We start from the raw sequence: 24,330 nt of genomic DNA, 5'->3' as shown, positions 1-24,330 counted from the left end.
AATCCATTGTGCATCAGGCAAGGGAAAAGAAAATTAACCCAAATTGCGTTTCATAATGGAACATATGCTTTAATGAATGTTTCATATTGAAACTTGTATGTGTCTTAATACTAAAAATTGCGAGCCGGAACACCTTTTGTCATAAGTGAGCGGAATATGAATGGCGGTTTTAACAACGATAGCCGGGGGCTTTCTCCCTTAATTGCAGCCTCCTGGGAGCGATGCTGTAAGCTGATGAAACGGGAGTTATGGAGCAAACCGCACCAGGCACAGGGCGTAACATTTGCTTCTATTTGTCGGCGTAAAAAGGCGATGCTGACGCTCGGGCAAGCGGCGCTGGAAGATGCCTGGGAATATATGGCACCCCGAGAGTACGCCCTGTTTATCCTTGATGAAACGGCCTGCATTCTTAGCCGTTATGGTGATCCGCAGACGTTGCGCCAGCTCAGTCTGCTGGGATTCAGCGACGGTACATATTGTGCTGAAGGGATCATTGGCACTTGTGCATTATCGTTAGCGGCTATCTCCGGTCAGGCTGTGAAAACGAAGGCCGATCAACATTTTAAGCAGATGCTTTGGGATTGGGCATTTTGTGCAACGCCACTGTTTGACAGCAAAGGGCGATTGACGGGGACGATAGCCCTGGCGTGTCCGGCTGAACAATCGACGGCAGCCGATTTGCCGTTGACGCTGGCAATTGCTCGCGAGGTGGGGAATTTACTGCTGACGGACAGTTTGCTTGCTGAAACTAATCGGCATTTAAATCAGCTTAACGCCCTGTTAGAAAGTATGGACGATGGGGTGATTAGCTGGGACGAGCAGGGTAATTTGCAATTTATCAATGCTCAGGCGGCGCGTGTTTTGCGTCTGGACGCGACGGCAAGTCAGGGCAAGGCGATCACTGAACTGTTAACGTTACCCGCCGTTTTGCAACAGGCAATAAAACAGGCGCATCCGCTCAAACATGTGGAAGCGACCTTTGAAAGCCAGCATCAGTTTATTGATGCGGTCATTACCCTTAAACCGATAATAGAAACGCAGGGAACCAGCTTTATTCTGTTGCTGCATCCGGTGGAACAGATGCGGCAATTGATGACCAGTCAATTAGGCAAAGTTAGTCATACATTTGCCCATATGCCGCAGGACGATCCGCAAACCCGCCGCTTGATTCATTTTGGCCGTCAGGCGGCGCGCAGCAGTTTTCCTGTTCTACTTTGTGGGGAAGAGGGCGTTGGTAAAGCCCTGTTAAGTCAGGCAATTCATAATGAAAGCGAGCGGGCAGCAGGGCCTTATATCGCCGTCAATTGCGAGTTATACGGTGATGCGACGCTGGCGGACAAGCTTATTGGCAGCGATCGCCCGGAGAACGAAAATGGTCGCCTGAGTCGGCTGGAACTGGCGCACGGCGGCACGTTGTTTCTTGAAAAAATTGAATATCTGGCAGTGGAGTTACAGTCTGCTTTATTACAGGTTATCAAGCAGGGGGGTATCACGCGGCTGGATGCGCGGCGTTTAATACCGATTGATGCCAAAGTCATTGCTACAACGACCGCGGATCTGGCAATGCTGGTGGAACAAAATCGCTTTAGCCGGCAACTTTATTACGCGCTGCATGCGTTTGAAATTACTATCCCGCCGCTGCGTATGCGGCGCGGCAGTATTCCGGCGTTGGTGAATAACAAGCTGCGCAATCTCGAAAAACGTTTCTCAACCCGCCTGAAAATTGATGACGATGCGCTTGCCCGCCTGGTTTCTTGTGCATGGCCCGGCAATGATTTTGAACTGTACAGCGTCATCGAGAACCTTGCCCTGAGCAGCGATAACGGGCGAATTCGCATCAGTGATTTGCCTGAACATCTGTTTACCGAACAGGCGACAGATGATGTCAGCGCCACACGTCTTTCAACCAGTCTGTCATTTGCGGAAGTCGAAAAAGAGGCAATTATTAATGCAGCTCAGGTTACGGGCGGACGTATTCAGGAAATGTCTGCATTACTGGGGATTGGTCGCACTACGCTGTGGCGAAAAATGAAGCAACATGGCATTGATGCGAGTCAGTTCAAACGCCGTGGATAGTGGGAGAGTATGTACTCTCCCGTCTATGACTTGCTAATTAATAGCGACCATGACCAGGGCTGCCATGATTTGGCCCACCATTTGAGGGGGGCATTGGCTTACCGGAGGCCGCAGGGCCACGAGGGCCATCGCTGTGGCGGTGATGATGGTGAGGAACACAAGCACTTAACAGGCTGGCGAAGACAATTGCTAACAGGCTGAAGGTAAATGTTTTTTTCATGACAAACTCTTGAACGGTTAATGCACTGTGATTGTTATCACATAAAAGCCATATTGTTAATATTGCCAGGAGTCTGATTATGAATTTCGGTAACTCAGAATTGGAAGCAGCAGCGTAGCAGGTAAAAAAAAGCCATTATGTGCAACTCACATAATGGCTCATTATTAACCGCTCGGGTATTACGCGGAATTAGACGTTGAACAGGAAGTTCATCACATCGCCATCTTTAACGATGTAATCTTTACCTTCTGCACGCATTTTGCCCGCTTCTTTCGCGCCTTGTTCACCTTTGTAAGTGATGAAATCTTCAAACGAGATGGTTTGTGCACGGATAAAGCCTTTTTCAAAATCGGTGTGGATTTTGCCAGCAGCCTGCGGAGCCGTTGCACCAACCGGAATGGTCCATGCGCGCACTTCTTTCACCCCAGCGGTGAAGTAAGTTTGCAGATTCAGTAGTTTATAACCAGCACGGATCACACGGTTCAGACCCGGCTCTTCCAGTCCCAGTTCCTGCATAAACTCGTCACGTTCTTCGTCGTCCAGTTCGGCAATGTCTGCTTCAACAGCAGCACAAACCGGAACCACGATAGAGCCTTCTTTCGCCGCAATCTCACGCACCTGGTCAAGATACGGGTTGTTTTCAAAACCGTCTTCGTTGACGTTGGCGATGTACATCGTCGGTTTCAGAGTCAGGAAGCTCAGGTAACGAATAGCCGCTTTCTCTTCTGCGCTTAAATTCAGCGCGCGCAGCATACCTGCGTTTTCTAGCTGTGGCAGACATTTTTCCAGAACCGCCAGTTCGGCTTTCGCGTCTTTATCGCCACCTTTGGCCTTCTTCTGTACGCGATGAATTGCACGTTCACAGGTGTCGAGATCCGCCAGTGCCAGTTCGGTATTGATAACTTCAATATCGTCCGCCGGGTTAACTTTGCCGGAAACGTGGATGATATTGTCATTTTCAAAGCAACGAACAACGTGGCCGATCGCTTCGGTTTCACGGATGTTGGTCAGGAACTGGTTACCCAGACCTTCACCTTTCGACGCGCCTTTTACCAGACCGGCGATATCGACAAATTCCATGGTGGTGGGAAGCGTGCGCTGCGGTTTTACGATTTCAGCCAGTTGATCCAGGCGTGGATCGGGCATTGGTACGACGCCGGTGTTCGGCTCGATGGTGCAGAATGGAAAGTTGGCCGCTTCAATACCGGCTTTGGTCAGCGCGTTGAACAGGGTAGATTTCCCGACGTTGGGCAAACCGACGATACCGCATTTGAATCCCATGATTTAAATCACCTTAATATCTTAATAATCAACCTGTTATCGTAAACAGATTGTAGAAATGGAAATAACTTTGCCTATTATACACGGCACTCGGCAAAAATGCCGCAGACAACGACTTATTGCGCTTTAAAGGCGTGCAATCGGTTCGTTGCTTTGGTCAGGCCATCTGTAAACCACATTTCAGTACAACGTGCCGCTTCGTCGATGGCGTCATCAATTAATTTCTGTTCACTAACAGGTGGTTTGCCTAACACAAAGCCGACAACTTTGTTTTTATCGCCCGGATGACCAATTCCGATGCGTAAACGGTGAAAGTTAGGGTTATTACCTAATTTACTGATGATGTCTTTCAGTCCATTGTGACCACCGTGGCCACCGCCCAATTTAAATTTGGCGACGCCAGGAGGCAGATCCAGTTCGTCGTGGGCGACCAGAATTTCATCCGGGTTAATGCGGAAAAAACTGGCCATCGCTGCGACTGCTTTGCCGCTGAGATTCATAAATGTAGTCGGGACTAACAGGCGGACATCTTCTCCTCCGAGAGTCACTCGTGAGGTATAACCGAAGAATTTAGCTTCTTCCCGTAGAGGGGCGCGTAAACGCTCCGCCAGTAAGTCAACGAACCAGGCACCAGCATTATGTCGCGTTGCTGCATATTCAGCGCCGGGGTTCGCCAGGCCGACAATCAATTTAATCGTCACGTTTTTTTGTCCTGAGTGAGTACATAACTGGCGCGTAGTTTACTGGTTGCGGCCCCGCTTGACAAAAAACAGCGCCTTATATGCTGACAACACAATAATTGCCTCTACAGACTATTAGAAAGTCAGGGTGTTCAGATGGTTATTTGTAAAGTTTTGTTGAAATAAAGGGGGTAATTGTGATCACACCCGCACATAAGCCACAGGGTGTTGTCTATACTTTACACATAAGGATGAGGGGTATTCCCTGTTACAACCCAGAAAGTTCCGGAGGTGACATATGAAACGCAAAAACGCTTCGTTACTCGGTAATGTGCTCATGGGGTTGGGTCTGGTGGTGATGGTGGTTGGCGTGGGGTATTCAATCCTCAACCAGTTACCACAGTTTAATATGCCCCAGTATTTCGCACATGGTGCAGTGCTGAGTATTTTCGTCGGTGCCATTCTCTGGCTGGCGGGTGCCCGTGTTGGTGGGCATGAACAGGTGTGCGACCGTTACTGGTGGGTTCGCCACTATGACAAACGTTGCCGCCGTAGCGATAATCGTCGTCATAGCTAATGTATAATGCAGTTTACTGACCAGTCAGTTTGCGCTGACTGGTCAATTTAATGCCTTTCTTACAGATCAGCCATCGCTGCGCTGCGATTCGGGAAGAACGCCAGGCGTCCCGGAATCGGTTGAATACCGGATCGAGCCATTGTGCGTAGAGGCTGAAATTCCACGTTACACACGCGCAGTTCACACCCTTCAGGCAGTCGCTTCACAAAACGCTGGAACGCATCAAGACCACCGGCATCAAGCACCGGAACGGCATCCCACTTCAGAATAACAATTCGTTTTCCTTCCAGACGTGATTCCAGTTCAGTGAACAGATCTTCAGCCGCAGCGAAAAACAGCGGGCCGATAACACGCAGAACCAGTACATCGTCAGGCACGTCTACTGCTACCGGAGCCAGGCGAGTCATACGGGCGATACGGCGCATAAATAGCAGCGATGCAAGCACGATCCCTACGCTGATGGCAATAACCATATCAAACAGCACGGTCAGTGACATGCACAGCAGCATGACGATGATGTCATCCTTCGGCGCATGACGCAGCAAATCGACTACTTTATGCGCTTCACTCATGTTCCACGCCACCATCAGCAGCAGGGCAGCCATGGCGGAAAGCGGCAGCCAGGAAAGCAGCGGTGCCAGTACCAGCAGGGCAAGAATAACCAGAATAGAGTGAATTACCGCCGAGATGGGGGAAGTCGCCCCGGCACGGACGTTAGCGGCAGAACGCGCGATCGCGGCTGTAGCGGTAATACCGCCAAAGAATGGGGCAATGATATTCCCCAGCCCCTGGCCGACCAGCTCACTATTCGCTTTGTGTTTCGTCCCGGTCATACCATCCAGTACCACAGCGCAGAGCAGAGATTCAATCGCCCCGAGCATTGCCATTGAGAATGCTGCAGGCAGAAGAGTGCGAATGGAGTCCCAGCTTAGCGTGAATTCTGAATTGGGCAGATCCCACGGTAGCACCAACTGCGGCAGCAGTTGCGGGATACCGTTACCCTGGGAGCCATCGGCCAGAACGTAGTGGAATTGCGAGCCGATGGTAGCAACATGCCCGCCGAGCAGGTTAACAATTCCCATCACCGCACAACCGGCCAGCAATGCTGGAAGGTGACCAGGTAAACGGATGCCCAGGCGCGGCCAGAAAATCAGGATCCCAAGCGTAACAATACCAATTGCGGCATCACCCACGTTAATCGTCGGCAGCGCCATAAATAATGCGCCAACTTTTTGCAGATAATGTTCCGGGACATGAGCCATTTGCAGACCGAGAAAATCTTTAATCTGCATCGTACCGATGGTGATCCCGATACCCGAGGTGAAGCCTAAGGTAACGGAAACCGGAATATACTCAATCAGGCGGCCAAAGCGTGCCAGCCCCATCAGGATCAAAAAGATCCCAGACAACAATGTCGCAACCAGCAGGCCTGCCAGTCCAAACTGTTGCGAAACAGGATAGAGAATTACCACAAATGCCGCAGTCGGACCGGAGACGCTAAAGCGCGACCCACCCGTCAGAGCAATGACAATCCCTGCAACAGCAGCGGTGTATAAACCGTACTGTGGAGCTACGCCACTGCCAATTGCTAACGCCATCGCCAGCGGAATAGCAATAATCCCGACGGTAATCCCGGCAATCAGGTCACGGGAAAACCGTGCGGCAGTGTATTTTTCTTTCCAGCAAGCGTCGATCAGAGCGCGGAAAGGCATCACATGTGAGGAGAATATTTTGTTCACAATAATGTTTCATCCGTGAGCGCATCATCTGTCAACTAAATGGCAGGTGAAGGAGGCATAGGTCATACAAATGGATATTACAGACAAAAAAACCCGCCGCAGCGGGTCTTTGAGCCGGGTTCGATTAATGTTCGAACATAGCAGAGATCGATTCTTCGTTGCTGATACGACGAATCGCTTCGGCCAGCATACCTGACAGGGTCAGAGTACGCACGTTCGGCAGTAATTTGATTTCATCGCTCAGCGGAATAGTATCGCAGACAACGACTTCATCAATTACAGAGTTACGCAGGTTGTTCGCCGCGTTGCCAGAGAAGATCGGGTGAGTCGCATACGCAAATACACGTTTAGCACCACGTTCTTTCAGCGCTTCAGCAGCTTTACACAGCGTACCGCCAGTGTCGATCATGTCATCGACCAGTACGCAGTCACGACCTGCAACGTCACCGATGATATGCATCACCTGGGAAACGTTCGCACGCGGACGACGTTTATCGATGATTGCCATATCGGTATCGTTCAACAGCTTAGCGATAGCGCGGGCACGCACAACGCCGCCGATGTCCGGAGAAACAACAATCGGGTTATCCAGATTCAGCTGCAGCATGTCTTCCAGCAGGATCGGGCTACCAAATACGTTATCAACCGGAACGTCGAAGAAACCCTGAATCTGTTCAGCGTGCAGATCCACTGTCAGCACACGGTCAACACCGACGCTGGAGAGGAAGTCTGCAACCACTTTCGCAGTGATTGGTACACGAGCGGAACGGACGCGACGGTCCTGGCGCGCATAGCCAAAGTAGGGGATAACAGCGGTGATACGACCTGCGGAAGCACGACGCAGGGCATCAACCATAACGACTAATTCCATCAGGTTGTCGTTAGTAGGGGCACAAGTGGACTGGATGATGAAAATATCACCACCGCGTACATTTTCGTTGATTTGTACGCTGACTTCGCCGTCGCTAAAGCGACCTACAGCGGCGTCGCCGAGTGAAGTGTACAGGCGGTTGGCAATACGTTGTGCTAGTTCCGGGGTGGCGTTACCAGCAAAAAGCTTCATATCAGGCACGAGAAGAACCTCAGGCATGCGTCCATTGGTGGAAAGAATCTGCCGAAAACTGTGCGGGCCAGGCAATATTCTTTCCAGGCGGTGTATTAAAGAGCGCGATGCAACGTCTGGAACAAGGTGACGTTGTCACCGAAACTCAGCTTGCCCGGCTTAAAGCATGGCTCTGTGCAATGGGGAAAGGTTGACGCCTTTCGCCACAAAGCCATTGAGCCATTCCGGGGCTTGCTCTAGCACCTGGCGGGCTTCAGACTCTGTATCAAATTCAGCAAAGACACAGGCCCCTGTCCCAGTCAGGCGCGACGGGGCGTATTCTAACAGCCAGGAAAGCACCGCATCAACCTCGCGAAAACGTTTTCTTGCGATAACCTCGCAATCATTGCTAAATTCACATTTTAGCAACGTTTCTATTGACCTTTTCGGCGTGTTGCGCGGGAGTTCGGGATCTTTAAAAATTACCGGTGTCGGAATACTCACACCAGGGTGCGTTACCAGATACCATTTTTCTGGCGGATCCACCGGTGTTAATATTTCGCCAACGCCTTCGGCAAAAGCAGCATGACCACGCACAAAGACAGGCACATCAGCGCCCAGCGTCAGCCCCATTTTCGCCAGCTCCTCGATGCTGAGTCCACATTGCCAGAGATGATTTAACGCCACCAGAACAGTCGCGGCATTGGATGAACCGCCGCCCAGACCGCCGCCCATCGGCAAACGCTTGTCAATACTGATATCTGCACCGCTTCCCGCCGGAAGACGCCCGCTGGCGGCTGCTGTTTTCATCAGCAAGCGTGCCGCGCGAACAATCAGGTTATCTTCGTTTTCCACGCCTTCAACGGGCGTTAACAGGCGAATTTCCCCATCGTCACAAAGTTCAATGTTGATGGTGTCGCCGTAATCAAGAAACTGAAACAGCGTTTGCAACGTGTGGTAGCCGTCCGCACGCTGACCGGTAATGTATAAAAACAGATTAAGTTTTGCCGGAGAAGGCCACTGAGTCCGCATTATTTCACTATCCAGTTATCCATTTTTAACTTGATGCGCTGACCGCCGTCGGTGAGCTCCATATTGGCAGGCATCGCTGGTTGCGTTTTAGTGTCATAACCACCGTATACCACTTTCCAGTTTTTGCCGTTCTGGCTGTAGGTGATTTCACTCAGGCGATATTGATCGTCCAGTTTGTAGTCGGTCGCGTCTCCCGGCAAACCTAAAATCCACTGACGCAGACTATTGAGCGGTATTGGCATCCCGGTCAATTTGCCTATCATCTCTTCGGCATCATCAGCGGTGTAGCGCTGGCCTTTGTTATCCACTAACTGCACGTTACCTGGTTGCGCATTCAGCTCCAGCTCGGTGCTGCCCAATGGGTTAGTCAGCAGCAGACGGTAACGATCCTGACCGGTTTGCTGCCAGAAAAAGCGGGCGTAGACTTTCTGTTGATCGGAAATATAAGCAAACGCACCGCGAGTCTGATACTGATTAAGATTACGAACGTCTTGCTGATGCTGACGCCACTGTGGCGAATCCGGGCTTTTGCCTGGACCTTTGGGCGTGGTAACGGAACAGGCAGTGAGCACGAGGGCTGCCAGCGGTAGCAGGTGGATAAGACGAAAATCGGGCAGGGGCATAATGATGACAAGTCCTTGAGATACGTTGCAGTTATAACCCTTAATGCTAGCGTTACCGTCCGCTATCGTCTATGTTCAAGTTGTCTTAATTGCCAGAATCTAACGGGTTTCGGCAATTACTCCAAAAGGGGGCGCTCTCTTTTATTGATCCCGCGCATCCTGTATGATGCGAGCAGACTAACCATATCAACGTTGGTATTATTTCCCGCAGACATGACCCTTTTAGCACTCGGTATCAACCATAAAACGGCACCTGTATCGCTGCGAGAACGTGTATCGTTTTCGCCGGATAAGCTCGATCAGGCGCTGGACAGTCTGCTCGCGCAGCCGATGGTGCAGGGCGGCGTGGTGCTGTCGACGTGTAACCGCACAGAACTTTATCTTAGCGTTGAAGAACAGGATAACCTGCAAGAGGCGCTTATTCGCTGGTTGTGCGATTACCATAATCTTAATGAAGAAGATCTGCGTAATAGCCTCTACTGGCATCAGGATAACGATGCGGTTAGCCACTTAATGCGTGTCGCCAGTGGTCTGGATTCACTGGTTCTGGGCGAGCCGCAAATTCTCGGCCAGGTGAAAAAAGCGTTTGCCGATTCGCAAAAAGGCCATATGAAGGCGAGCGAACTGGAGCGCATGTTCCAGAAATCTTTTTCTGTAGCGAAACGCGTTCGTACCGAAACAGATATTGGTGCCAGTGCCGTGTCTGTCGCTTTTGCGGCTTGTACACTGGCGCGACAGATCTTTGAATCACTCTCTACGGTGACGGTATTACTGGTGGGGGCGGGCGAAACTATTGAGCTGGTGGCACGTCATCTGCGCGAACATAAAGTGCAGAAGATGATTATCGCCAACCGTACTCGCGAACGAGCACAAATTTTGGCAGATGAAGTTGGCGCGGAAGTGATTGCATTGAGCGACATCGATGAACGTCTGCGTGAAGCCGATATCATCATTAGTTCTACCGCCAGCCCATTGCCGATCATCGGTAAAGGCATGGTAGAGCGCGCATTAAAAAGCCGTCGCAATCAACCGATGCTGCTGGTGGATATTGCCGTTCCGCGCGATGTCGAGCCGGAAGTCGGCAAACTGGCGAACGCCTACCTTTACAGCGTTGATGATCTGCAAAGCATCATTTCGCACAATCTGGCACAGCGTAAAGCTGCCGCCGTGGAGGCGGAAACCATCGTCGCTCAGGAAGCCAGCGAATTTATGGCGTGGCTGCGTGCACAAAGCGCCAGTGAAACCATTCGCGATTATCGCAGTCAGGCAGAGCAGGTTCGCGATGAGTTAACCGCCAAAGCGTTAGCGGCTCTTGAACAAGGCGGCGACGCGCAAGCCATTATGCAGGATCTGGCATGGAAACTGACTAACCGCCTGATCCATGCGCCAACGAAATCACTCCAACAGGCCGCCCGTGACGGGGATAACGAACGCCTGAATATTCTGCGCGACAGCCTCGGGCTGGAGTAGCAGTACATCATTTTCTTTTTTTACAGGGTGCATTTACGCCTATGAAGCCTTCTATCGTTGCCAAACTGGAAGCCCTGCATGAACGCCATGAAGAAGTTCAGGCATTGCTGGGTGATGCGCAAACCATCGCTGACCAGGATCGTTTTCGCGCATTATCTCGTGAATATGCGCAGTTAAGTGATGTTTCGCGCTGTTTCACCGACTGGCAACAAGTGCAGGAAGATATCGAAACCGCACAGATGATGCTCGACGATCCAGAAATGCGTGAGATGGCGCAGGATGAACTGCGCGAAGCGAAAGAGAAAAGCGAGCAACTGGAACAACAACTTCAGGTTCTTTTGCTGCCAAAAGATCCTGATGACGAACGCAACGCCTTCCTCGAAGTGCGCGCCGGAACCGGCGGCGATGAAGCCGCGCTGTTTGCTGGCGATCTGTTCCGCATGTACAGCCGCTACGCGGAAACCCGTCGCTGGCGTGTGGAAATCATGAGCGCCAGTGAGGGTGAACATGGTGGTTATAAAGAGATCATTGCTAAAATCAGCGGCGATGGTGTGTATGGTCGGTTGAAATTTGAATCCGGTGGTCATCGCGTGCAGCGTGTCCCTGCCACGGAATCGCAGGGGCGGATCCATACTTCTGCTTGTACCGTTGCTGTAATGCCGGAACTGCCAGAAGCGGAACTGCCAGATATCAACCCGGCGGATTTGCGCATTGATACTTTCCGCTCTTCAGGAGCGGGAGGTCAGCACGTTAACACCACCGATTCGGCAATCCGTATTACCCACTTGCCGACCGGCATCGTTGTTGAATGTCAGGATGAACGTTCACAGCATAAAAACAAAGCGAAGGCGCTTTCAGTGCTCGGTGCTCGCATCCATGCGGCGGAAATGGCAAAACGCCAGCAGGCGGAAGCCTCGACCCGCCGTAACCTGCTGGGGAGTGGCGATCGCAGCGACCGTAACCGTACCTATAACTTCCCACAGGGGCGCGTCACCGATCACCGTATCAACCTGACGCTCTACCGTCTGGATGAAGTGATGGAAGGTAAGCTGGATATGCTGATTGAACCGATTATTCAGGAACATCAGGCTGACCAACTTGCGGCGTTGTCCGAGCAAGAATAATGGAATATCAACAATGGTTGCGCGAAGCAATAAACCAACTTCAGGCGAGTGAAAGCCCGCGGCGCGATGCTGAAATTTTGTTGGAACATGTTACCGGCAAGGGACGCACTTACATTCTCGCCTTTGGTGAAACGCACCTGACTGACGAGCAACGAGAGCAACTCGACGCGCTGCTGGCGCGTCGTCGCGCCGGTGAACCCGTTGCTCATTTAACCGGTGTGCGTGAATTCTGGTCGTTGCCGTTGTTTGTTTCGCCAGCGACTTTGATTCCTCGTCCGGACACCGAATGTCTGGTAGAACAGGCGCTGACACGCTTGCCTGAACGGCCTTGTCGCATTCTCGATCTTGGTACTGGCACCGGGGCGATAGCCCTGGCATTGGCCAGTGAACGCCCGGATTGTGATGTTACGGCGGTTGACCGAATGCCTGATGCAGTTGCCCTTGCAAAGCGCAATGCACAGCATCTGGCGATTAAAAATATCCATATCCTGCAAAGCGACTGGTTTAGTGCACTTGACGAGCAGCAGTTTGCGATGATTGTTAGCAATCCACCGTATATCGACGAGCAGGATCCACATCTTCAACAAGGCGATGTCCGCTTTGAGCCGTTGTCGGCGCTGGTTGCGGCAGACAGCGGTATGGCTGATATCGTTCACATCATCGAACAGTCGCGTAATGCACTCGCATCCGGCGGATTTCTGCTTCTGGAACATGGCTGGCAGCAGGGCGAAGTGGTGCGGCAGGCATTTATGCAGGCGGGTTATCGTGATGTCGAAACCTGTCGTGACTACGGTGATAACGAGCGCGTGACGCTTGGTCGCTATTATCGATGACAAGTTTCAACACGCTGCTTTGCGTTCATCTCATCAGTATCGTGCTTTCTGTCGGCTTTTTAGCCCTGCGTTTTTGGTTACGCTACCAGGAGCATTCACTGGCATTTGCTCGCTGGACGCGAGTATTGCCGCCAGTTATTGATACAGTGTTATTGTTTAGCGGCGTTGCGCTGATGGCTAAAGCGCACATCCTGCCATTTTCCGGGCAGGCACAATGGCTGACTGAAAAGCTGTTTGGAGTTATCATTTATATCGTTTTGGGTTTTATTGCTCTCGATTACCGTCGGGTGCACAGTCAGCAGGTGCGCATTATTACCTTCCCGCTGGCGCTGGTGGTGCTGTACATCATCATTAAACTCGCCACCACAAAAGTACCGTTACTGGGGTAAGTCATGAGATCGTTAGCTGATTTCGAATTTAATAAAGCGCCGCTGTGCGAAGGCATGATCCTGGCTTGCGAAGCAATCCGCCGCGATTTTCCCTCGCAAGATGTATACGACGAACTGGAGCGTCTCGTTAGTCTGGCGAAGGAAGAAATTAACCAGCTTCTACCTTTAGAAGAGCAGTTGGAAAAATTGATCGCGCTGTTTTACGGCGAATGGGGGTTTAAAGCCTCACGCGGTGTTTATCGCCTCTCCGATGCTTTATGGCTTGACCATGTGTTGAAGAACAGGCAGGGCAGTGCGGTATCGTTAGGTGCCATTTTGTTGTGGGTCGCTAATCGTCTCGATTTGCCGCTACTGCCGGTGATTTTCCCGACGCAGCTTATTTTGCGCATTGAATGTTCGGATGGCGAAATTTGGCTGATTAACCCTTTTAACGGTGAATCGTTAAGCGAACATATGCTGGATATATGGTTAAAGGGAAATATCAGCCCATCTGCGGAACTGTTTTATGAAGACCTGGATGAAGCAGATAACATTGAGGTTATCCGCAAGCTGTTGGATACGCTGAAAGCATCACTGATGGAAGAAAACCAGATGGAACTTGCATTACGCACCAGCGAAGCCTTGTTACAGTTCAACCCGGAAGATCCGTATGAAATTCGCGATCGCGGGTTGATTTACGCGCAACTGGATTGCGAACACGTTGCGTTGAATGATTTAAGTTATTTCGTTGAACAGTGTCCGGAAGACCCGATCAGCGAAATGATCCGTGCGCAAATTAATAACATCGCGCATAAACATATTGTGCTGCATTAATTAATCGACATTTTACTTAAGATTAAGGCGATCCTATGAAACAAAAAGTGGTTAGCATTGGCGACATCAACGTAGCAAATGACCTGCCGTTCGTGCTGTTTGGCGGTATGAACGTGCTGGAATCCCGCGATCTGGCGATGCGCATTTGCGAGCACTACGTAACCGTAACCCAGAAATTGGGTATCCCTTACGTGTTCAAAGCCTCTTTTGACAAAGCCAACCGCTCCTCCATCCACTCTTATCGTGGGCCGGGCCTGGAAGAAGGGATGAAAATCTTCCAGGAGCTGAAGCAAACTTTTGGCGTAAAAATTATCACCGACGTTCACGAGCCAAGCCAGGCACAGCCTGTTGCTGATGTTGTGGATGTGATTCAGCTACCGGCGTTTCTTGCTCGCCAGACCGATCTGGTGGAAGCCATGGCGAAAACTGGTGCGGTAATTAACGTCAAGAAACCACAGTTTGTCAGCCCAGGCCAGATGGGTAACATCGTTGATAAATTCAAAGAAGGCGGCAACGAAAAAGTTATTCTTTGCGATCGTGGCGCTAACTTCGGTTATGACAACCTGGTTGTCGATATGCTGGGCTTCAGCGTAATGAAGAAAGTGTCTGGCAACTCGCCGGTAATTTTCGACGTTACCCACGCACTGCAATGCCGCGATCCGTTTGGTGCAGCTTCCGGTGGTCGTCGTGCCCAGGTGGCCGAACTGGCACGTGCCGGTATGGCAGTAGGTCTGGCTGGTTTGTTTATTGAAGCGCATCCGGATCCGGAACATGCGAAATGCGATGGTCCATCCGCGCTGCCGCTGGCGAAACTGGAACCATTCCTCAAGCAGATGAAAGCAATTGATGAGCTGGTTAAAGGTTTCGAAGAACTCGATACCAGCAAGTAATCTTTTTGCTTAAAAACAAAAGTCTTAGCGTTTTGGCTGCACCCCAAAAGTTGGACACCCAACTGATTAAGGTGCAGTTTTTTATGGCCAAAGGATACAAAAAAGGCCGCAGGTTGTTACTCCTGCGGCCGGTTTCGGGCGCATATTGCCATCACGGCAGCCTGACACCCGTCTTCACCTTATTTCCGGTTACGCCACCAGCCGACAATCGCTGCGGTGATAATTCCCGCAAGGATCGGTGCTGCCAGAAAGTTATGGCAAACTGCGCGAGCGTCATATAGCCGCCTTTTTGTTGTAATGACAACGTTTTGCGGCTATTCTTGAAGTGTCTGGTTTCAAGATTAGCCCCCGTTCTGTTGTCAGGTTTGACCTCTCAACGTGCGGGGGTTTTCTCTTTCCAGCAACCAATGCCGCCAGGGATAAAGCCCCCACAACATTGCGCCTCACCGGATAACTCCGGCTTGGCGTGGATACTACACTTCAAGTTTTCTTTACTTCACCCCTGAAACGTTCGTAATGAAGAGTACATTCCGGATTTTCACCAACTGTTGCAGTGATTTCGTGCAAGCGGTGGCACAGGCTCGCAATTCTGATTAATGAATTACTCAGGAAGGTCAAAAGAGATGAAACTCGGAGGGATTTTTCTTATCTCCCCCGATCTCTGTCATCAGGGGAGATATCAATGTCAGGCAAATATCGTCATCAAATAGGCGGCAAACAGAGCCAGATGCGCTGCGCCGTTGAGGACGTTAGTACGCCCGGTGGAGAATGAGATATGACACAGTACTAAAGAGGCCACCATCACCACCATCTCCGGTGCACCAAGAGCAAACTGCAATTCGTTGCCCGTCAGAAAGGCGATCAGCGTCACGACAGGTACGGTCAGCGAAATTGTCGCTAATACCGAACCAAAGAACAGATTCATCGCACGCTGGACCTGGTTGTTTAATACGGCTTTTAACGCCCCTAAACCTTCCGGCGAAAGAATCAACAGTGCCACCATGAAACCGGTAAAGGCCACCGGGGCATTCATGCTGGTGAGGAGCGTTTCCAGTGGGCTGGCGTTCATTTTGGTGACTGCAATCACCGCTATCAGATGGATAATCAACCAGACAGCATGCCACAGACTGCTATGGGCAGACGGTTTGCCGTGGTGCGGATCGTCATCATCGCTGTCATCCTCGTGCTCATAGACAAACAGACTCTGGTGCGTTTTGGTCTGAATCAGCAAAAATACGCCGTACATTGCCGCGGAAATTAAAGCCACCAGTAACGCCTGACCGGTTGAGAAATTCGCCGCAGGCAGAGCCATCGGGAATACCAGCACAATAATTGCCAGCGGAAACAGGGCGATCAAATACTGTTTAATACCAAACAGATTCATATATTGGGTGGCAAATTTGCGTCCGCCCAACAGTAATGAAAAACCAACCAGCCCACCGGTAACAATCATAATGATTGAATAGAGCGTATCTCGCATTAACGTCGGCGCGGCATCGCCGGTCGCCATTAAGGCTGAGATCAGACTGACTTCAAGAATAACCACGGAAAGGCTAAGAATAAGAGAACCATAAGGTTCACCCAGGCGATGCGCTAATACGTCAGCATGACGGACAACACTAAAGGCACTGCTTAAAATACCAATAAGCGCAAGAAGGTTGATGGCAATGACCACTGGTAGTGTCTGAGCGCTTCCCCACAGGAACAGCACCACCAGCGCCAGAACCGGGAAAATAAGCGAGGTCTCCTTGTGGCGGGTTTTTACCGCCTCGTGAGCATTTGTCATTATGGTTATCCCTTTGCAGATGAATTTGTCGGAAATGTAATAAATCGGTGGAAAAAATAACAGAAAGTGTCTGGATATCGGTAACATTTTACGAAATTTTACCCCGCTGCCGCTTTTTTACTCTTTGGGGGATAAAAATAATCAACGCGTTTAGCCAATGTTTGTATTAGCGTCTCTTAAGAAGATTCTAACGTGGGAATTCTTATACGCTGGCAAGCGTGGGTATTGTTGACCACACTTAAAGTTCACCTTTAAAAAGGAGTCAATAATGCCGTATAAAACAAAAAGCGATCTGCCAGAAAATGTAAAACGCGTTCTACCGTCTCATGCCCAGGATATCTATAAAGAGGCATTCAACAGCGCCTGGGATCAATATAAAAATAAAGAAGATCGGCGTGATGACGCCAGTCGTGAAGAGACAGCGCATAAAGTGGCCTGGTCCGCAGTGAAACATGAATATGCCAAAGGGGATGATGATAAATGGCATAAAAAAGAGTAATCCCCAGAGATGAACTAAAGCTATTCGTGCGGCGTCGCCTTGCAAGTGGTCTGAGAAATGCATATTGTCCCGAGAGTGGTTTCAAAATGAGCAGTAAAAATGTCCGGAAGACACCAATAAGTTGTCGCAAGGAAGTATGCAGTGGCGGAGGTATAAGGTGATAACGCGTGATTTCTTAATGAATGCCGATTGTAAAACGGCATTTGGTGCCATTGAAGAATCACTCTTATGGTCAGCAGAACAACGGGCGGCCTCGCTGGCGGCGACGCTGGCTTGCCGTCCTGATAACGGACCGGTGTGGATCTTCGGCTATGGGTCGCTGATGTGGAATCCGGCGCTGGAGTTTATCGAGTCGTGTACCGGTACGCTGGTTGGGTGGCACCGGGCGTTTTGCCTGCGTCTGACCGCGGGGCGCGGGACAGTGCACCAGCCGGGACGGATGCTTGCCCTGAAAGAGGGCGGTCGCACCACAGGGGTGGCGTATCGCTTACCGGAAGGGTCGCTCGAGCAGGAACTGACTTTGCTGTGGAAGCGGGAGATGATTACTGGCTGTTATCTGCCAACCTGGTGCCAGCTTGATCTTGATGACGGGCGCACAGTAAACGCACTGGTATTTATTATGGATCCACGGCATCCAGAATATGAATCCGACACTCGTGCTCAGGTCATCGCGCCGTTGATTGCGTCAGCGAGCGGTCCGCTGGGAACCAACGCACAATACCTGTTTTCACTGGAACAAGAGCTTATCAAGCTGGGGATGCAAGATGACGGGTTAAATGATTTGCTGGTGTCGGTGAAAAAACTGCTGGCGGATAATTTTCCGGATGGTGTGTTACGGCCAGGATTTGCCTGATGAAACATCTGTCATAGTGGGGCGTCGGACGCCCCGCCAGACATTAAAATGTGAGCACTTTATCGGCTGCCAGCGTCCATTGCGCCAGTTCGACCAGAGTGCCAATTTCAACCCCGTCAATCAGCGGAAGTGGGCTGATGCCGCGACCATCGGTGCAGGTCTTGCACAGTTTCACGGGTACATTTTGCGCCGTGAGGATCTCCAGCATTTGCTGAATATTGTAGCCTTCCCCTGGTTTTTGTCCGCGCAATCCGGCAGTGACCGCATCAGACATCAGAAACAGACGCAGATCCAGGTCGCTCTTCTGCTCTCGTAGCGCAATGGCCAGCCGCAGGCTGTTAAATAAGGATTCACTCCCGTAGGGGGCTCCATTGGCAACGATCACGATTTTTTGCATTATTCACTCCTGTATTCAGAGAATTAGACTTTCTATTTATATCTTACTGTTTTTGTGCTGTCTGACCAATTTGCCGCATTTTTAGGATTTTCCATAAAGCGTGAGAAAGTACGAGAAAAGTTACCAGTAATCGTTATTCTATAAAGTAATGAGTGTTCATTTTTATCGGAAACTACTGACGTTTTGAGCCGTATCGTCTTTCGTGTTATCCCGCTTTTTTTACTCTTGCTGCTGGCAGGCGGTATGGCTGATGCACAGCCATCCTTTGAGCAGCAATCGGCAAATCCTTTTGATAACGATAATGATGGTCTGCCGGATTTAGGAATGGCACCGGAAAATCATGACGGTGAAAAACACTTCGCTGAAATTGTGAAAGATTTTGGTGAAACCAGTATGACTGATAACGGTCAGGATACAGGCGAACAAGCGAAAGCCTTTGCGCTGGGAAAAGTCCGTGATGCGCTTAGCCAGCAGGTTAATCAGCATGTAGAATCCTGGCTTTCGCCGTGGGGGAACGCCAGTGTTGACGTCAAAGTGGATAACGAAGGACATTTCACCGGAAGTCGGGGAAGCTGGTTTGTACCGTTGCTGGATAACGAGCGCTATCTCACATGGAGCCAGGTTGGACTGACCCAGCAGGACGATGGTCTGGTAAGTAATCTTGGCGTGGGTCAACGCTGGAAGCATGGCTCGTGGTTGATGGGATACAACACGTTTTATGACAACTTGTTGGATGAAAATCTTCAGCGGGCAGGCTTTGGCGCTGAAGCCTGGGGAGAATATCTGCGCCTGTCGGCAAATTATTATCAGCCTTTTGCCTCATGGCGTGAACAGACAGCTTCGCTTGAGCAACGTATGGCGCGCGGTTACGATCTGACCGCCCGAATGCGAATGCCGTTTTACCAACATATCAACACCAGCGTCAGCGTCGAACAATATTTTGGCCAGAGTGTTGATCTGTTTAACTCTGGCACGGGGTATCACAATCCAGTTGCCTTGAGTCTGGGGCTAAATTACACACCTGTGCCACTCGTCACAGTGACCGCCCAGCATAAACAAGGCGAAAGTGGAGAACGCCAAAATAACCTCGGACTGAATATTAACTACCGTTTTGGCGTGCCGCTCAATAAACAACTGTCTGCTGGTGAAGTTGCGGAAAGTCAGTCGCTGCGCGGTAGTCGCTATGACAATCCGCAGCGAAATAATTTGCCGGTTATTGAGTATCATCAGCGTAAAACTTTAACGGTGTTTCTGGCGACGCCGCCCTGGGATCTTAAACCCGGCGAATCTGTACCGCTGAAATTACAAATCCACAGTCGTTACGGTATTCGCCAATTGATCTGGCAGGGAGATACGCAGATGTTAAGTCTGACGTCGGGAGCAACTGCCAACAGTACGGATGGCTGGACGCTGATCATGCCGGACTGGCAGAGCGGGGAAGGGGCGAGCAATCACTGGCGATTGTCGGTGGTGGTGGAAGATAACCAGGGACAGCGTGTCTCCTCCAATGAGATCACGCTAACGCTTGCCGAACCTTTCGATGCGATGGCAAAGGACGAACTGCGCTGGGAACCATAATCAGAAAATACGTTCCTGATGCACCCATACCGCGGCTTCCACACGAGATTTGAGCTTCATTTTTTTCAGCATGTGCTTCACATGTACTTTTACCGTGCTTTCTGTGATGTCCAGGCGGCGGGCAATCATCTTATTCGGTAAGCCCTGAGCAATCAGCTTCAGAATATCGCGCTCGCGCGGCGTTAACTGGTTGACGTCGCGTTCAGTAGTCGCGCGGTTAGCACGCAGGCTGGCGGCCAGAACGGGGGTTAACGCCTCGCTTAATACCATTTCGCCAGCAGCAGCCTGATGTAACGCTTTCAACAGATCTTCCGGCTCCATATCTTTTAACAGATAGCCATCTGCGCCGCGTTTCAGGGCGGTGACCACGTCCTCTTCATGGTTAGAGACGCTGAATACCACAATGCGACCGGATAAAGATTTTTCACGCAGTTTATCCAGCGTTTCCAGACCGTTCATGCCGGGCATATTCAGATCAAGCAGAATCAGATCCGGATCGAGAGATTCCGCCAGTTCAATACCCTGCTCGCCATTACTTGCTTCGCCAACCACGGTGATATCGGGGGCCATGCTGATAAGCTGTTTTACGCCAGTTCGCAGCATCGGGTGATCGTCGATCAGCAGGATAGTAGCCGGTTCCTGATTACTCATGGGTATCTCCTTGGACGTCTGTGAAAGTTTTTTCGGGAATAAAAGTGACCACCACTTCGGTGCCACCTGATTCACGACGGCGGACGCGGCAGTCGCCACGCAGACTTTGCGCACGGTCACGCATAATTATCATGCCGTAGTGATTGCTGCGGATGGCATTTTCAGGCACTCCGCAGCCGTTATCCTGGACGGTCAATTTGACCTGATTATCGTTTTGCGCCACTGTTACCACGACCTCGCTCGCTTGCGAATGTTTGAGGGCGTTACTTAATGCCTCACGGGCAATTTGCAACAGATGGATTGCCTGATGCGAAGGCACCAGGCGCGGTGGCAATTGGTAATCCAGCTTCACCGGAAAGCCAAATTTGGCGCTGTATTCTTCACAACTTGCTTCCAGTGCCGGGCGTAACCCCGGTTCGGTGAGCTGTAAACGGAATGTGGTGAGCAGCTCACGCAACTGCGCCCAGGAAGCATTCAGTTCGTTACGGATCTGGCTTAACAGGTCGCGGCTGCTTTCTGGCAGCGCGTCGCCTTGCATCTGTAAACAACTCACCTGCATCTTCATGCAAGAGAGAGATTGGGCAATAGAATCATGCAGTTCGCGCGCAATGGTGGCACGCTCTTCCATCACGATCAACTGCTGCTGGCGTTCCTGATGGCGATCCAGTGCCAGAGTGGCGGTTAATTGCTCAACCAGCGTATCCACCAGTTGCTGTTGATCATGGCTTAGATGGCGGCCCTGCGGCAGAGTCGCCAGCAAAATTCCGTACTGCATATGAGAATCGGTCAGTCGCCATTTCAGGGTCGTGCCGCGATCGCCAACAGGTAATACGCCGCGCGGGCAGAGTTGGCAGCCTTTGTCGTCGCAGGTCATATCCGACTGGCAGGTGAACTCCTGATGGTTCTCTTCATCTTCAGTGTCATACACCCGCAGTTCGATATCACGCAGTAGGGTTAAATTTTGTAAGCCGTTGAGTACGGGAGACAGGCGTTCACACAGCGGGGCGCGAGAATGCAAACGACGGTTAGCCTGCCACAAAAAAGAGAGGATCTGATTTTTATGTTCCAGACCGGCGGTTTTTTCCCGTACTCGCTGCTCAAGTACGGCATAACTCTCCGCCAGTTCCGCAGACATATTGTTCAGCGCTGTTCCTAACATCGCCATTTCATTGCGACCGCTGATATGTGCCCGCTGGCTAAAATCACGGTGACTTACCGCACTCGCCATCGCCAGCAATTGCCGCCACGGTTGCAGCAGTCGCGCTCGCAGCCAGATAATGGTGAAGACCAAGAGCAATGTCATAAACACCGCCATCACCCGGTGGACCATCACTACCGTCTCAATGCGCATTTCAGTGGTGTGATCAAAACCTGAGACTAACTGATCCAGCCCGGCAACAAACTGACTGACGTCTGCCGATACGGTTTCTCTGGTTTGCGCACGTAATAGTCCTGGAACGAGTTCATTGCGCCAGTACTCCTGCAAACTTTTTAGTTGTTCCTGTTGCCCGTCGCGTTCTGCGGCACGGCTCAATTCTGGGCTAAAGGCGGTTTGCTCCATCTCTTTTAGCAACGGCGTGTCTTTCTCGCTTAATGGCACCGCTGCCAGCAGGCGGTAACTTTGCATACGCAGCGATCCTGCTTTGTTGATGGCATGAGCGCTGCCCTGAACGCCTTGCACCAGCCAGCCAGAAACCGCCATCCCCGCCAGTCCAATAGCGGTAGAAAGCAAAACAATAAGCGCAACCTGATTGACCAGGGTGAGCGGAGAGAGACAACGTTTAAGCATGTAAACCTCTTCCTTCAGGCTTTGAATGAGCAATAACCTTAATGAATGTGATGATACATTCTGAAATGGCATTATTCTCAGCTATTGGCTGAAGTATACCCATACCCGGAAAGAGTTACTCCTTATTTGCCGTGTGGTTAGGCGTTTTACATCAGTAAGGGTAGGGATTTTACAGCGCCGTGAAAAATCTCATAATTTTTATGAAATCTCTGTACTCACTATGGGTAATGATAAATATCAATGATAGATAAAGTTATATTGTCGTTTGATTTATATCAAATTACCTTTAGCTACAGCCACTAAGGTGGCAGACATCGAAACGAGTATCAGAGGTGTCTATGAGTCACTCATCCGCCCCCGAAAGGGCTACTGGAGCTGTCATTACAGATTGGCGACCGGAAGATCCTGCGTTCTGGCAACAACGCGGTCAACGTATTGCCAGCCGCAACCTGTGGATTTCCGTTCCCTGTCTGCTGCTGGCGTTTTGCGTATGGATGTTATTCAGTGCTGTCGCGGTGAACTTACCGAAAGTCGGCTTTAATTTTACGACCGATCAGCTATTTCTTTTAACCGCACTACCTTCGGTTTCTGGCGCATTATTGCGGGTGCCATACTCCTTTATGGTTCCAATCTTCGGTGGGCGTCGCTGGACGGCGTTTAGTACTGGTATTCTGATTATTCCTTGTGTCTGGCTGGGTTTTGCCGTGCAGGATACCACTACGCCATACAGCGTATTTATCATCATTTCTCTGCTGTGCGGCTTTGCTGGCGCGAACTTCGCTTCCAGTATGGCAAACATCAGCTTCTTCTTTCCGAAGCAGAAACAGGGTGGCGCGCTGGGCCTGAATGGTGGTCTGGGTAACATGGGCGTCAGCGTTATGCAGTTGGTTGCTCCGCTGGTGGTATCACTGTCGATTTTTGCTGCATTTGGTAGCCAGGGCGTAACACAACCGGATGGCAGCGAATTGTATCTGGCTAACGCCTCCTGGATATGGGTGCCGTTCCTCGCCATCTTCACCATTGCGGCGTGGTTTGGCATGAACGACCTTGCTACCTCGAAAGCCTCCATCAAGGAGCAGTTGCCGGTACTCAAACGGGGTCATCTGTGGATTATGAGCTTGCTGTATCTGGCTACTTTCGGCTCCTTCATCGGCTTCTCTGCGGGTTTTGCCATGCTGTCAAAAACGCAGTTCCCGGATGTGCAGATTCTGCACTACGCCTTCTTCGGACCGTTTATTGGCGCACTGGCACGTTCTGCGGGGGGGGCTCTGTCTGACCGTCTCGGCGGCACCCGTGTAACGCTGGTGAACTTTGTCCTGATGGCGATTTTCAGCGGCCTGCTGTTCCTCACCTTACCGACTGACGGGCAGGGCGGAAGTTTCATGGCGTTCTTCGCGGTCTTCCTCGCGCTGTTCCTGACGGCGGGGTTGGGGAGTGGTTCCACCTTCCAGATGATTTCCGTGATTTTCCGTAAACTGACGATGGATCGCGTGAAAGCAGAAGGTGGTTCTGACGAACGCGCTATGCGTGAGGCTGCAACCGACACTGCAGCGGCGCTGGGCTTTATCTCTGCCATTGGTGCTATCGGTGGCTTCTTTATCCCGAAAGCGTTCGGTAGCTCACTGGCATTAACGGGTTCGCCAGTCGGTGCAATGAAAGTATTTTTGATTTTCTATATCGCCTGCGTGGTAATTACCTGGGTGGTATATGGTCGGCATTCTAAAAAATAAATCGTAATATTTGATTATCCTTTGCGCGGCGTAATGTCGCGCTTTTTTTATTTGTCATTTAGTTACAACATACTTTCAGAGGGATAATTATTTCAACGGCGTCATTAAGCATCATTAATATGTCATCCATGGGGGATACTCCTTAATACCCACCTGTATAAAAATCCGAAGCGTTTAAATGTGCTTAGATGTAAAAGTTATTAACTTACAATATGTTAGGTGAAACATTTTAATTACCCCAAAGGGGTATATTAGGAA

General features: G+C 50.7%; 23 protein-coding genes and 1 pseudogene. 12 read left to right on the top strand and 12 right to left on the bottom strand.

Going from position 1 to position 24,330, the window contains the following annotated elements; translation table 11 throughout:
- Positions 1 to 156 precede the first annotated feature (156 nt).
- The gene (gene dhaR / locus C1192_RS06135) at positions 157 to 2,076 is read left to right on the top strand and encodes a dihydroxyacetone kinase operon transcriptional regulator DhaR (RefSeq protein ID WP_038354501.1); all 1,920 of its coding nucleotides are present in this window, start codon (positions 157 to 159) and stop codon (positions 2,074 to 2,076) included.
- 37 nt (positions 2,077 to 2,113) lie between these two features.
- On the opposite strand, the gene C1192_RS06130 is transcribed toward dhaR, so the two are convergent.
- The 3 genes from C1192_RS06130 to pth all read right to left on the bottom strand — a co-directional run bounded on the left by C1192_RS06130 (position 2,114) and on the right by pth (position 4,278).
- Positions 2,114 to 2,296: a hypothetical protein gene (locus tag C1192_RS06130; RefSeq protein ID WP_001516532.1), complete on the bottom strand. Its 183-nt coding sequence runs from the start codon at positions 2,294 to 2,296 to the stop codon at positions 2,114 to 2,116.
- 189 nt (positions 2,297 to 2,485) lie between these two features.
- Complete coding sequence (ychF, locus tag C1192_RS06125) at positions 2,486 to 3,577, bottom strand: redox-regulated ATPase YchF (RefSeq protein WP_038354500.1); 1,092 nt, start codon at positions 3,575 to 3,577, stop codon at positions 2,486 to 2,488.
- A gap of 116 nt (positions 3,578 to 3,693) precedes the next feature.
- On the bottom strand, positions 3,694 to 4,278 hold the full coding sequence (gene pth, locus C1192_RS06120) for an aminoacyl-tRNA hydrolase (protein ID WP_000152932.1): 585 nt from the start codon (positions 4,276 to 4,278) through the stop codon (positions 3,694 to 3,696).
- Positions 4,279 to 4,555: 277 nt separating this feature from the next.
- Between pth and ychH the strand changes: the two genes are divergently transcribed.
- A complete protein-coding gene (gene ychH / locus C1192_RS06115; RefSeq protein ID WP_000823885.1) occupies positions 4,556 to 4,834 on the top strand; it encodes a stress-induced protein YchH in 279 nt (92 codons plus the stop codon).
- 59 nt (positions 4,835 to 4,893) lie between these two features.
- On the opposite strand, the gene dauA is transcribed toward ychH, so the two are convergent.
- The 4 genes from dauA to lolB form a co-directional block, all read right to left on the bottom strand.
- The gene (dauA, locus tag C1192_RS06110; RefSeq protein WP_052462992.1) at positions 4,894 to 6,546 is read right to left on the bottom strand and encodes a C4-dicarboxylic acid transporter DauA; all 1,653 of its coding nucleotides are present in this window, start codon (positions 6,544 to 6,546) and stop codon (positions 4,894 to 4,896) included.
- 151 nt (positions 6,547 to 6,697) lie between these two features.
- Positions 6,698 to 7,645 (bottom strand): ribose-phosphate diphosphokinase, encoded by a 948-nt coding sequence (gene prs / locus C1192_RS06100; protein WP_001516529.1) that lies wholly within the window; start codon positions 7,643 to 7,645, stop codon positions 6,698 to 6,700.
- 150 nt (positions 7,646 to 7,795) lie between these two features.
- Positions 7,796 to 8,647: a 4-(cytidine 5'-diphospho)-2-C-methyl-D-erythritol kinase gene (ispE, locus tag C1192_RS06090; RefSeq protein WP_038354498.1), complete on the bottom strand. Its 852-nt coding sequence runs from the start codon at positions 8,645 to 8,647 to the stop codon at positions 7,796 to 7,798.
- Positions 8,647 to 9,270, bottom strand: a complete 624-nt coding sequence (lolB, locus tag C1192_RS06085) for a lipoprotein insertase outer membrane protein LolB (protein WP_016248769.1) — start codon at positions 9,268 to 9,270, stop codon at positions 8,647 to 8,649. Before lolB ends, ispE begins: the two co-directional genes overlap by 1 nt.
- A 213-nt stretch (positions 9,271 to 9,483) precedes the next feature.
- Between lolB and hemA the strand changes: the two genes are divergently transcribed.
- Genes hemA through kdsA form a run of 6 tightly spaced genes read left to right on the top strand, consistent with a single transcriptional unit; the run spans position 9,484 to position 14,789 of the window.
- On the top strand, positions 9,484 to 10,740 hold the full coding sequence (gene hemA / locus C1192_RS06080) for a glutamyl-tRNA reductase (protein WP_001516527.1): 1,257 nt from the start codon (positions 9,484 to 9,486) through the stop codon (positions 10,738 to 10,740).
- A 41-nt stretch (positions 10,741 to 10,781) separates the two neighbouring features.
- Positions 10,782 to 11,864: a peptide chain release factor 1 gene (gene prfA / locus C1192_RS06075; protein WP_000804714.1), complete on the top strand. Its 1,083-nt coding sequence runs from the start codon at positions 10,782 to 10,784 to the stop codon at positions 11,862 to 11,864.
- Entirely contained in the window at positions 11,864 to 12,697 is an 834-nt protein-coding gene (prmC, locus tag C1192_RS06070; protein WP_038354497.1) for a peptide chain release factor N(5)-glutamine methyltransferase, read from the top strand. The genes prfA and prmC overlap by 1 nt, the downstream gene beginning before the upstream one ends.
- Positions 12,694 to 13,086 (top strand): invasion regulator SirB2, encoded by a 393-nt coding sequence (gene sirB2, locus C1192_RS06065; protein ID WP_000200357.1) that lies wholly within the window; start codon positions 12,694 to 12,696, stop codon positions 13,084 to 13,086. The genes prmC and sirB2 overlap by 4 nt, the downstream gene beginning before the upstream one ends.
- A 3-nt stretch (positions 13,087 to 13,089) precedes the next feature.
- Positions 13,090 to 13,899 carry an invasion regulator SirB1 gene (gene sirB1 / locus C1192_RS06060; RefSeq protein ID WP_001257034.1) on the top strand — a complete coding sequence of 270 codons (810 nt, stop codon included), beginning with the start codon at positions 13,090 to 13,092 and terminating at the stop codon, positions 13,897 to 13,899.
- Positions 13,900 to 13,934: 35 nt separating this feature from the next.
- Positions 13,935 to 14,789, top strand: a complete 855-nt coding sequence (kdsA, locus tag C1192_RS06055) for a 3-deoxy-8-phosphooctulonate synthase (protein WP_000811071.1) — start codon at positions 13,935 to 13,937, stop codon at positions 14,787 to 14,789.
- A gap of 179 nt (positions 14,790 to 14,968) precedes the next feature.
- Here the strand turns inward: kdsA and C1192_RS06050 are convergent.
- Together C1192_RS06050 and chaA are read right to left on the bottom strand one after the other, a co-directional pair.
- Positions 14,969 to 15,066 (bottom strand): annotated as a pseudogene (locus C1192_RS06050) (type I toxin-antitoxin system toxin Ldr family protein).
- A 408-nt stretch (positions 15,067 to 15,474) separates the two neighbouring features.
- A complete protein-coding gene (gene chaA, locus C1192_RS06045; RefSeq protein WP_038354496.1) occupies positions 15,475 to 16,575 on the bottom strand; it encodes a sodium-potassium/proton antiporter ChaA in 1,101 nt (366 codons plus the stop codon).
- A 268-nt stretch (positions 16,576 to 16,843) separates the two neighbouring features.
- Between chaA and chaB the strand changes: the two genes are divergently transcribed.
- Positions 16,844 to 17,074: a putative cation transport regulator ChaB gene (gene chaB / locus C1192_RS06040; RefSeq protein ID WP_038354495.1), complete on the top strand. Its 231-nt coding sequence runs from the start codon at positions 16,844 to 16,846 to the stop codon at positions 17,072 to 17,074.
- A gap of 157 nt (positions 17,075 to 17,231) precedes the next feature.
- Positions 17,232 to 17,927, top strand: a complete 696-nt coding sequence (gene chaC / locus C1192_RS06035) for a glutathione-specific gamma-glutamylcyclotransferase (RefSeq protein WP_001516523.1) — start codon at positions 17,232 to 17,234, stop codon at positions 17,925 to 17,927.
- A gap of 43 nt (positions 17,928 to 17,970) precedes the next feature.
- Here the strand turns inward: chaC and ychN are convergent, their stop codons facing one another.
- Entirely contained in the window at positions 17,971 to 18,324 is a 354-nt protein-coding gene (gene ychN / locus C1192_RS06030) for a DsrE/F sulfur relay family protein YchN (RefSeq protein ID WP_001169672.1), read from the bottom strand.
- A gap of 183 nt (positions 18,325 to 18,507) precedes the next feature.
- Between ychN and C1192_RS06025 the strand changes: the two genes are divergently transcribed.
- On the top strand, positions 18,508 to 19,902 hold the full coding sequence (locus C1192_RS06025; protein WP_000087125.1) for a YchO/YchP family invasin: 1,395 nt from the start codon (positions 18,508 to 18,510) through the stop codon (positions 19,900 to 19,902).
- Here C1192_RS06025 and narL read toward each other — a convergent pair whose 3' ends face one another.
- Positions 19,903 to 20,553 carry a two-component system response regulator NarL gene (gene narL, locus C1192_RS06020; RefSeq protein WP_000070491.1) on the bottom strand — a complete coding sequence of 217 codons (651 nt, stop codon included), beginning with the start codon at positions 20,551 to 20,553 and terminating at the stop codon, positions 19,903 to 19,905.
- A complete protein-coding gene (gene narX, locus C1192_RS06015) occupies positions 20,546 to 22,342 on the bottom strand; it encodes a nitrate/nitrite two-component system sensor histidine kinase NarX (RefSeq protein WP_016262059.1) in 1,797 nt (598 codons plus the stop codon). The genes narL and narX overlap by 8 nt, the downstream gene beginning before the upstream one ends.
- 338 nt (positions 22,343 to 22,680) lie before the next feature.
- On the opposite strand from narX, the gene narK reads away from it, so the two are divergent.
- Entirely contained in the window at positions 22,681 to 24,072 is a 1,392-nt protein-coding gene (narK, locus tag C1192_RS06005; protein ID WP_000019812.1) for a nitrate transporter NarK, read from the top strand.
- Positions 24,073 to 24,330 lie beyond the last annotated feature (258 nt).

Source organism: Escherichia marmotae, assembly GCF_002900365.1.
In the GTDB taxonomy this organism is placed as follows: Bacteria; Pseudomonadota; Gammaproteobacteria; order Enterobacterales; family Enterobacteriaceae; genus Escherichia; species Escherichia marmotae.
This window is presented reverse-complemented; position numbering and strand designations above follow the sequence as displayed.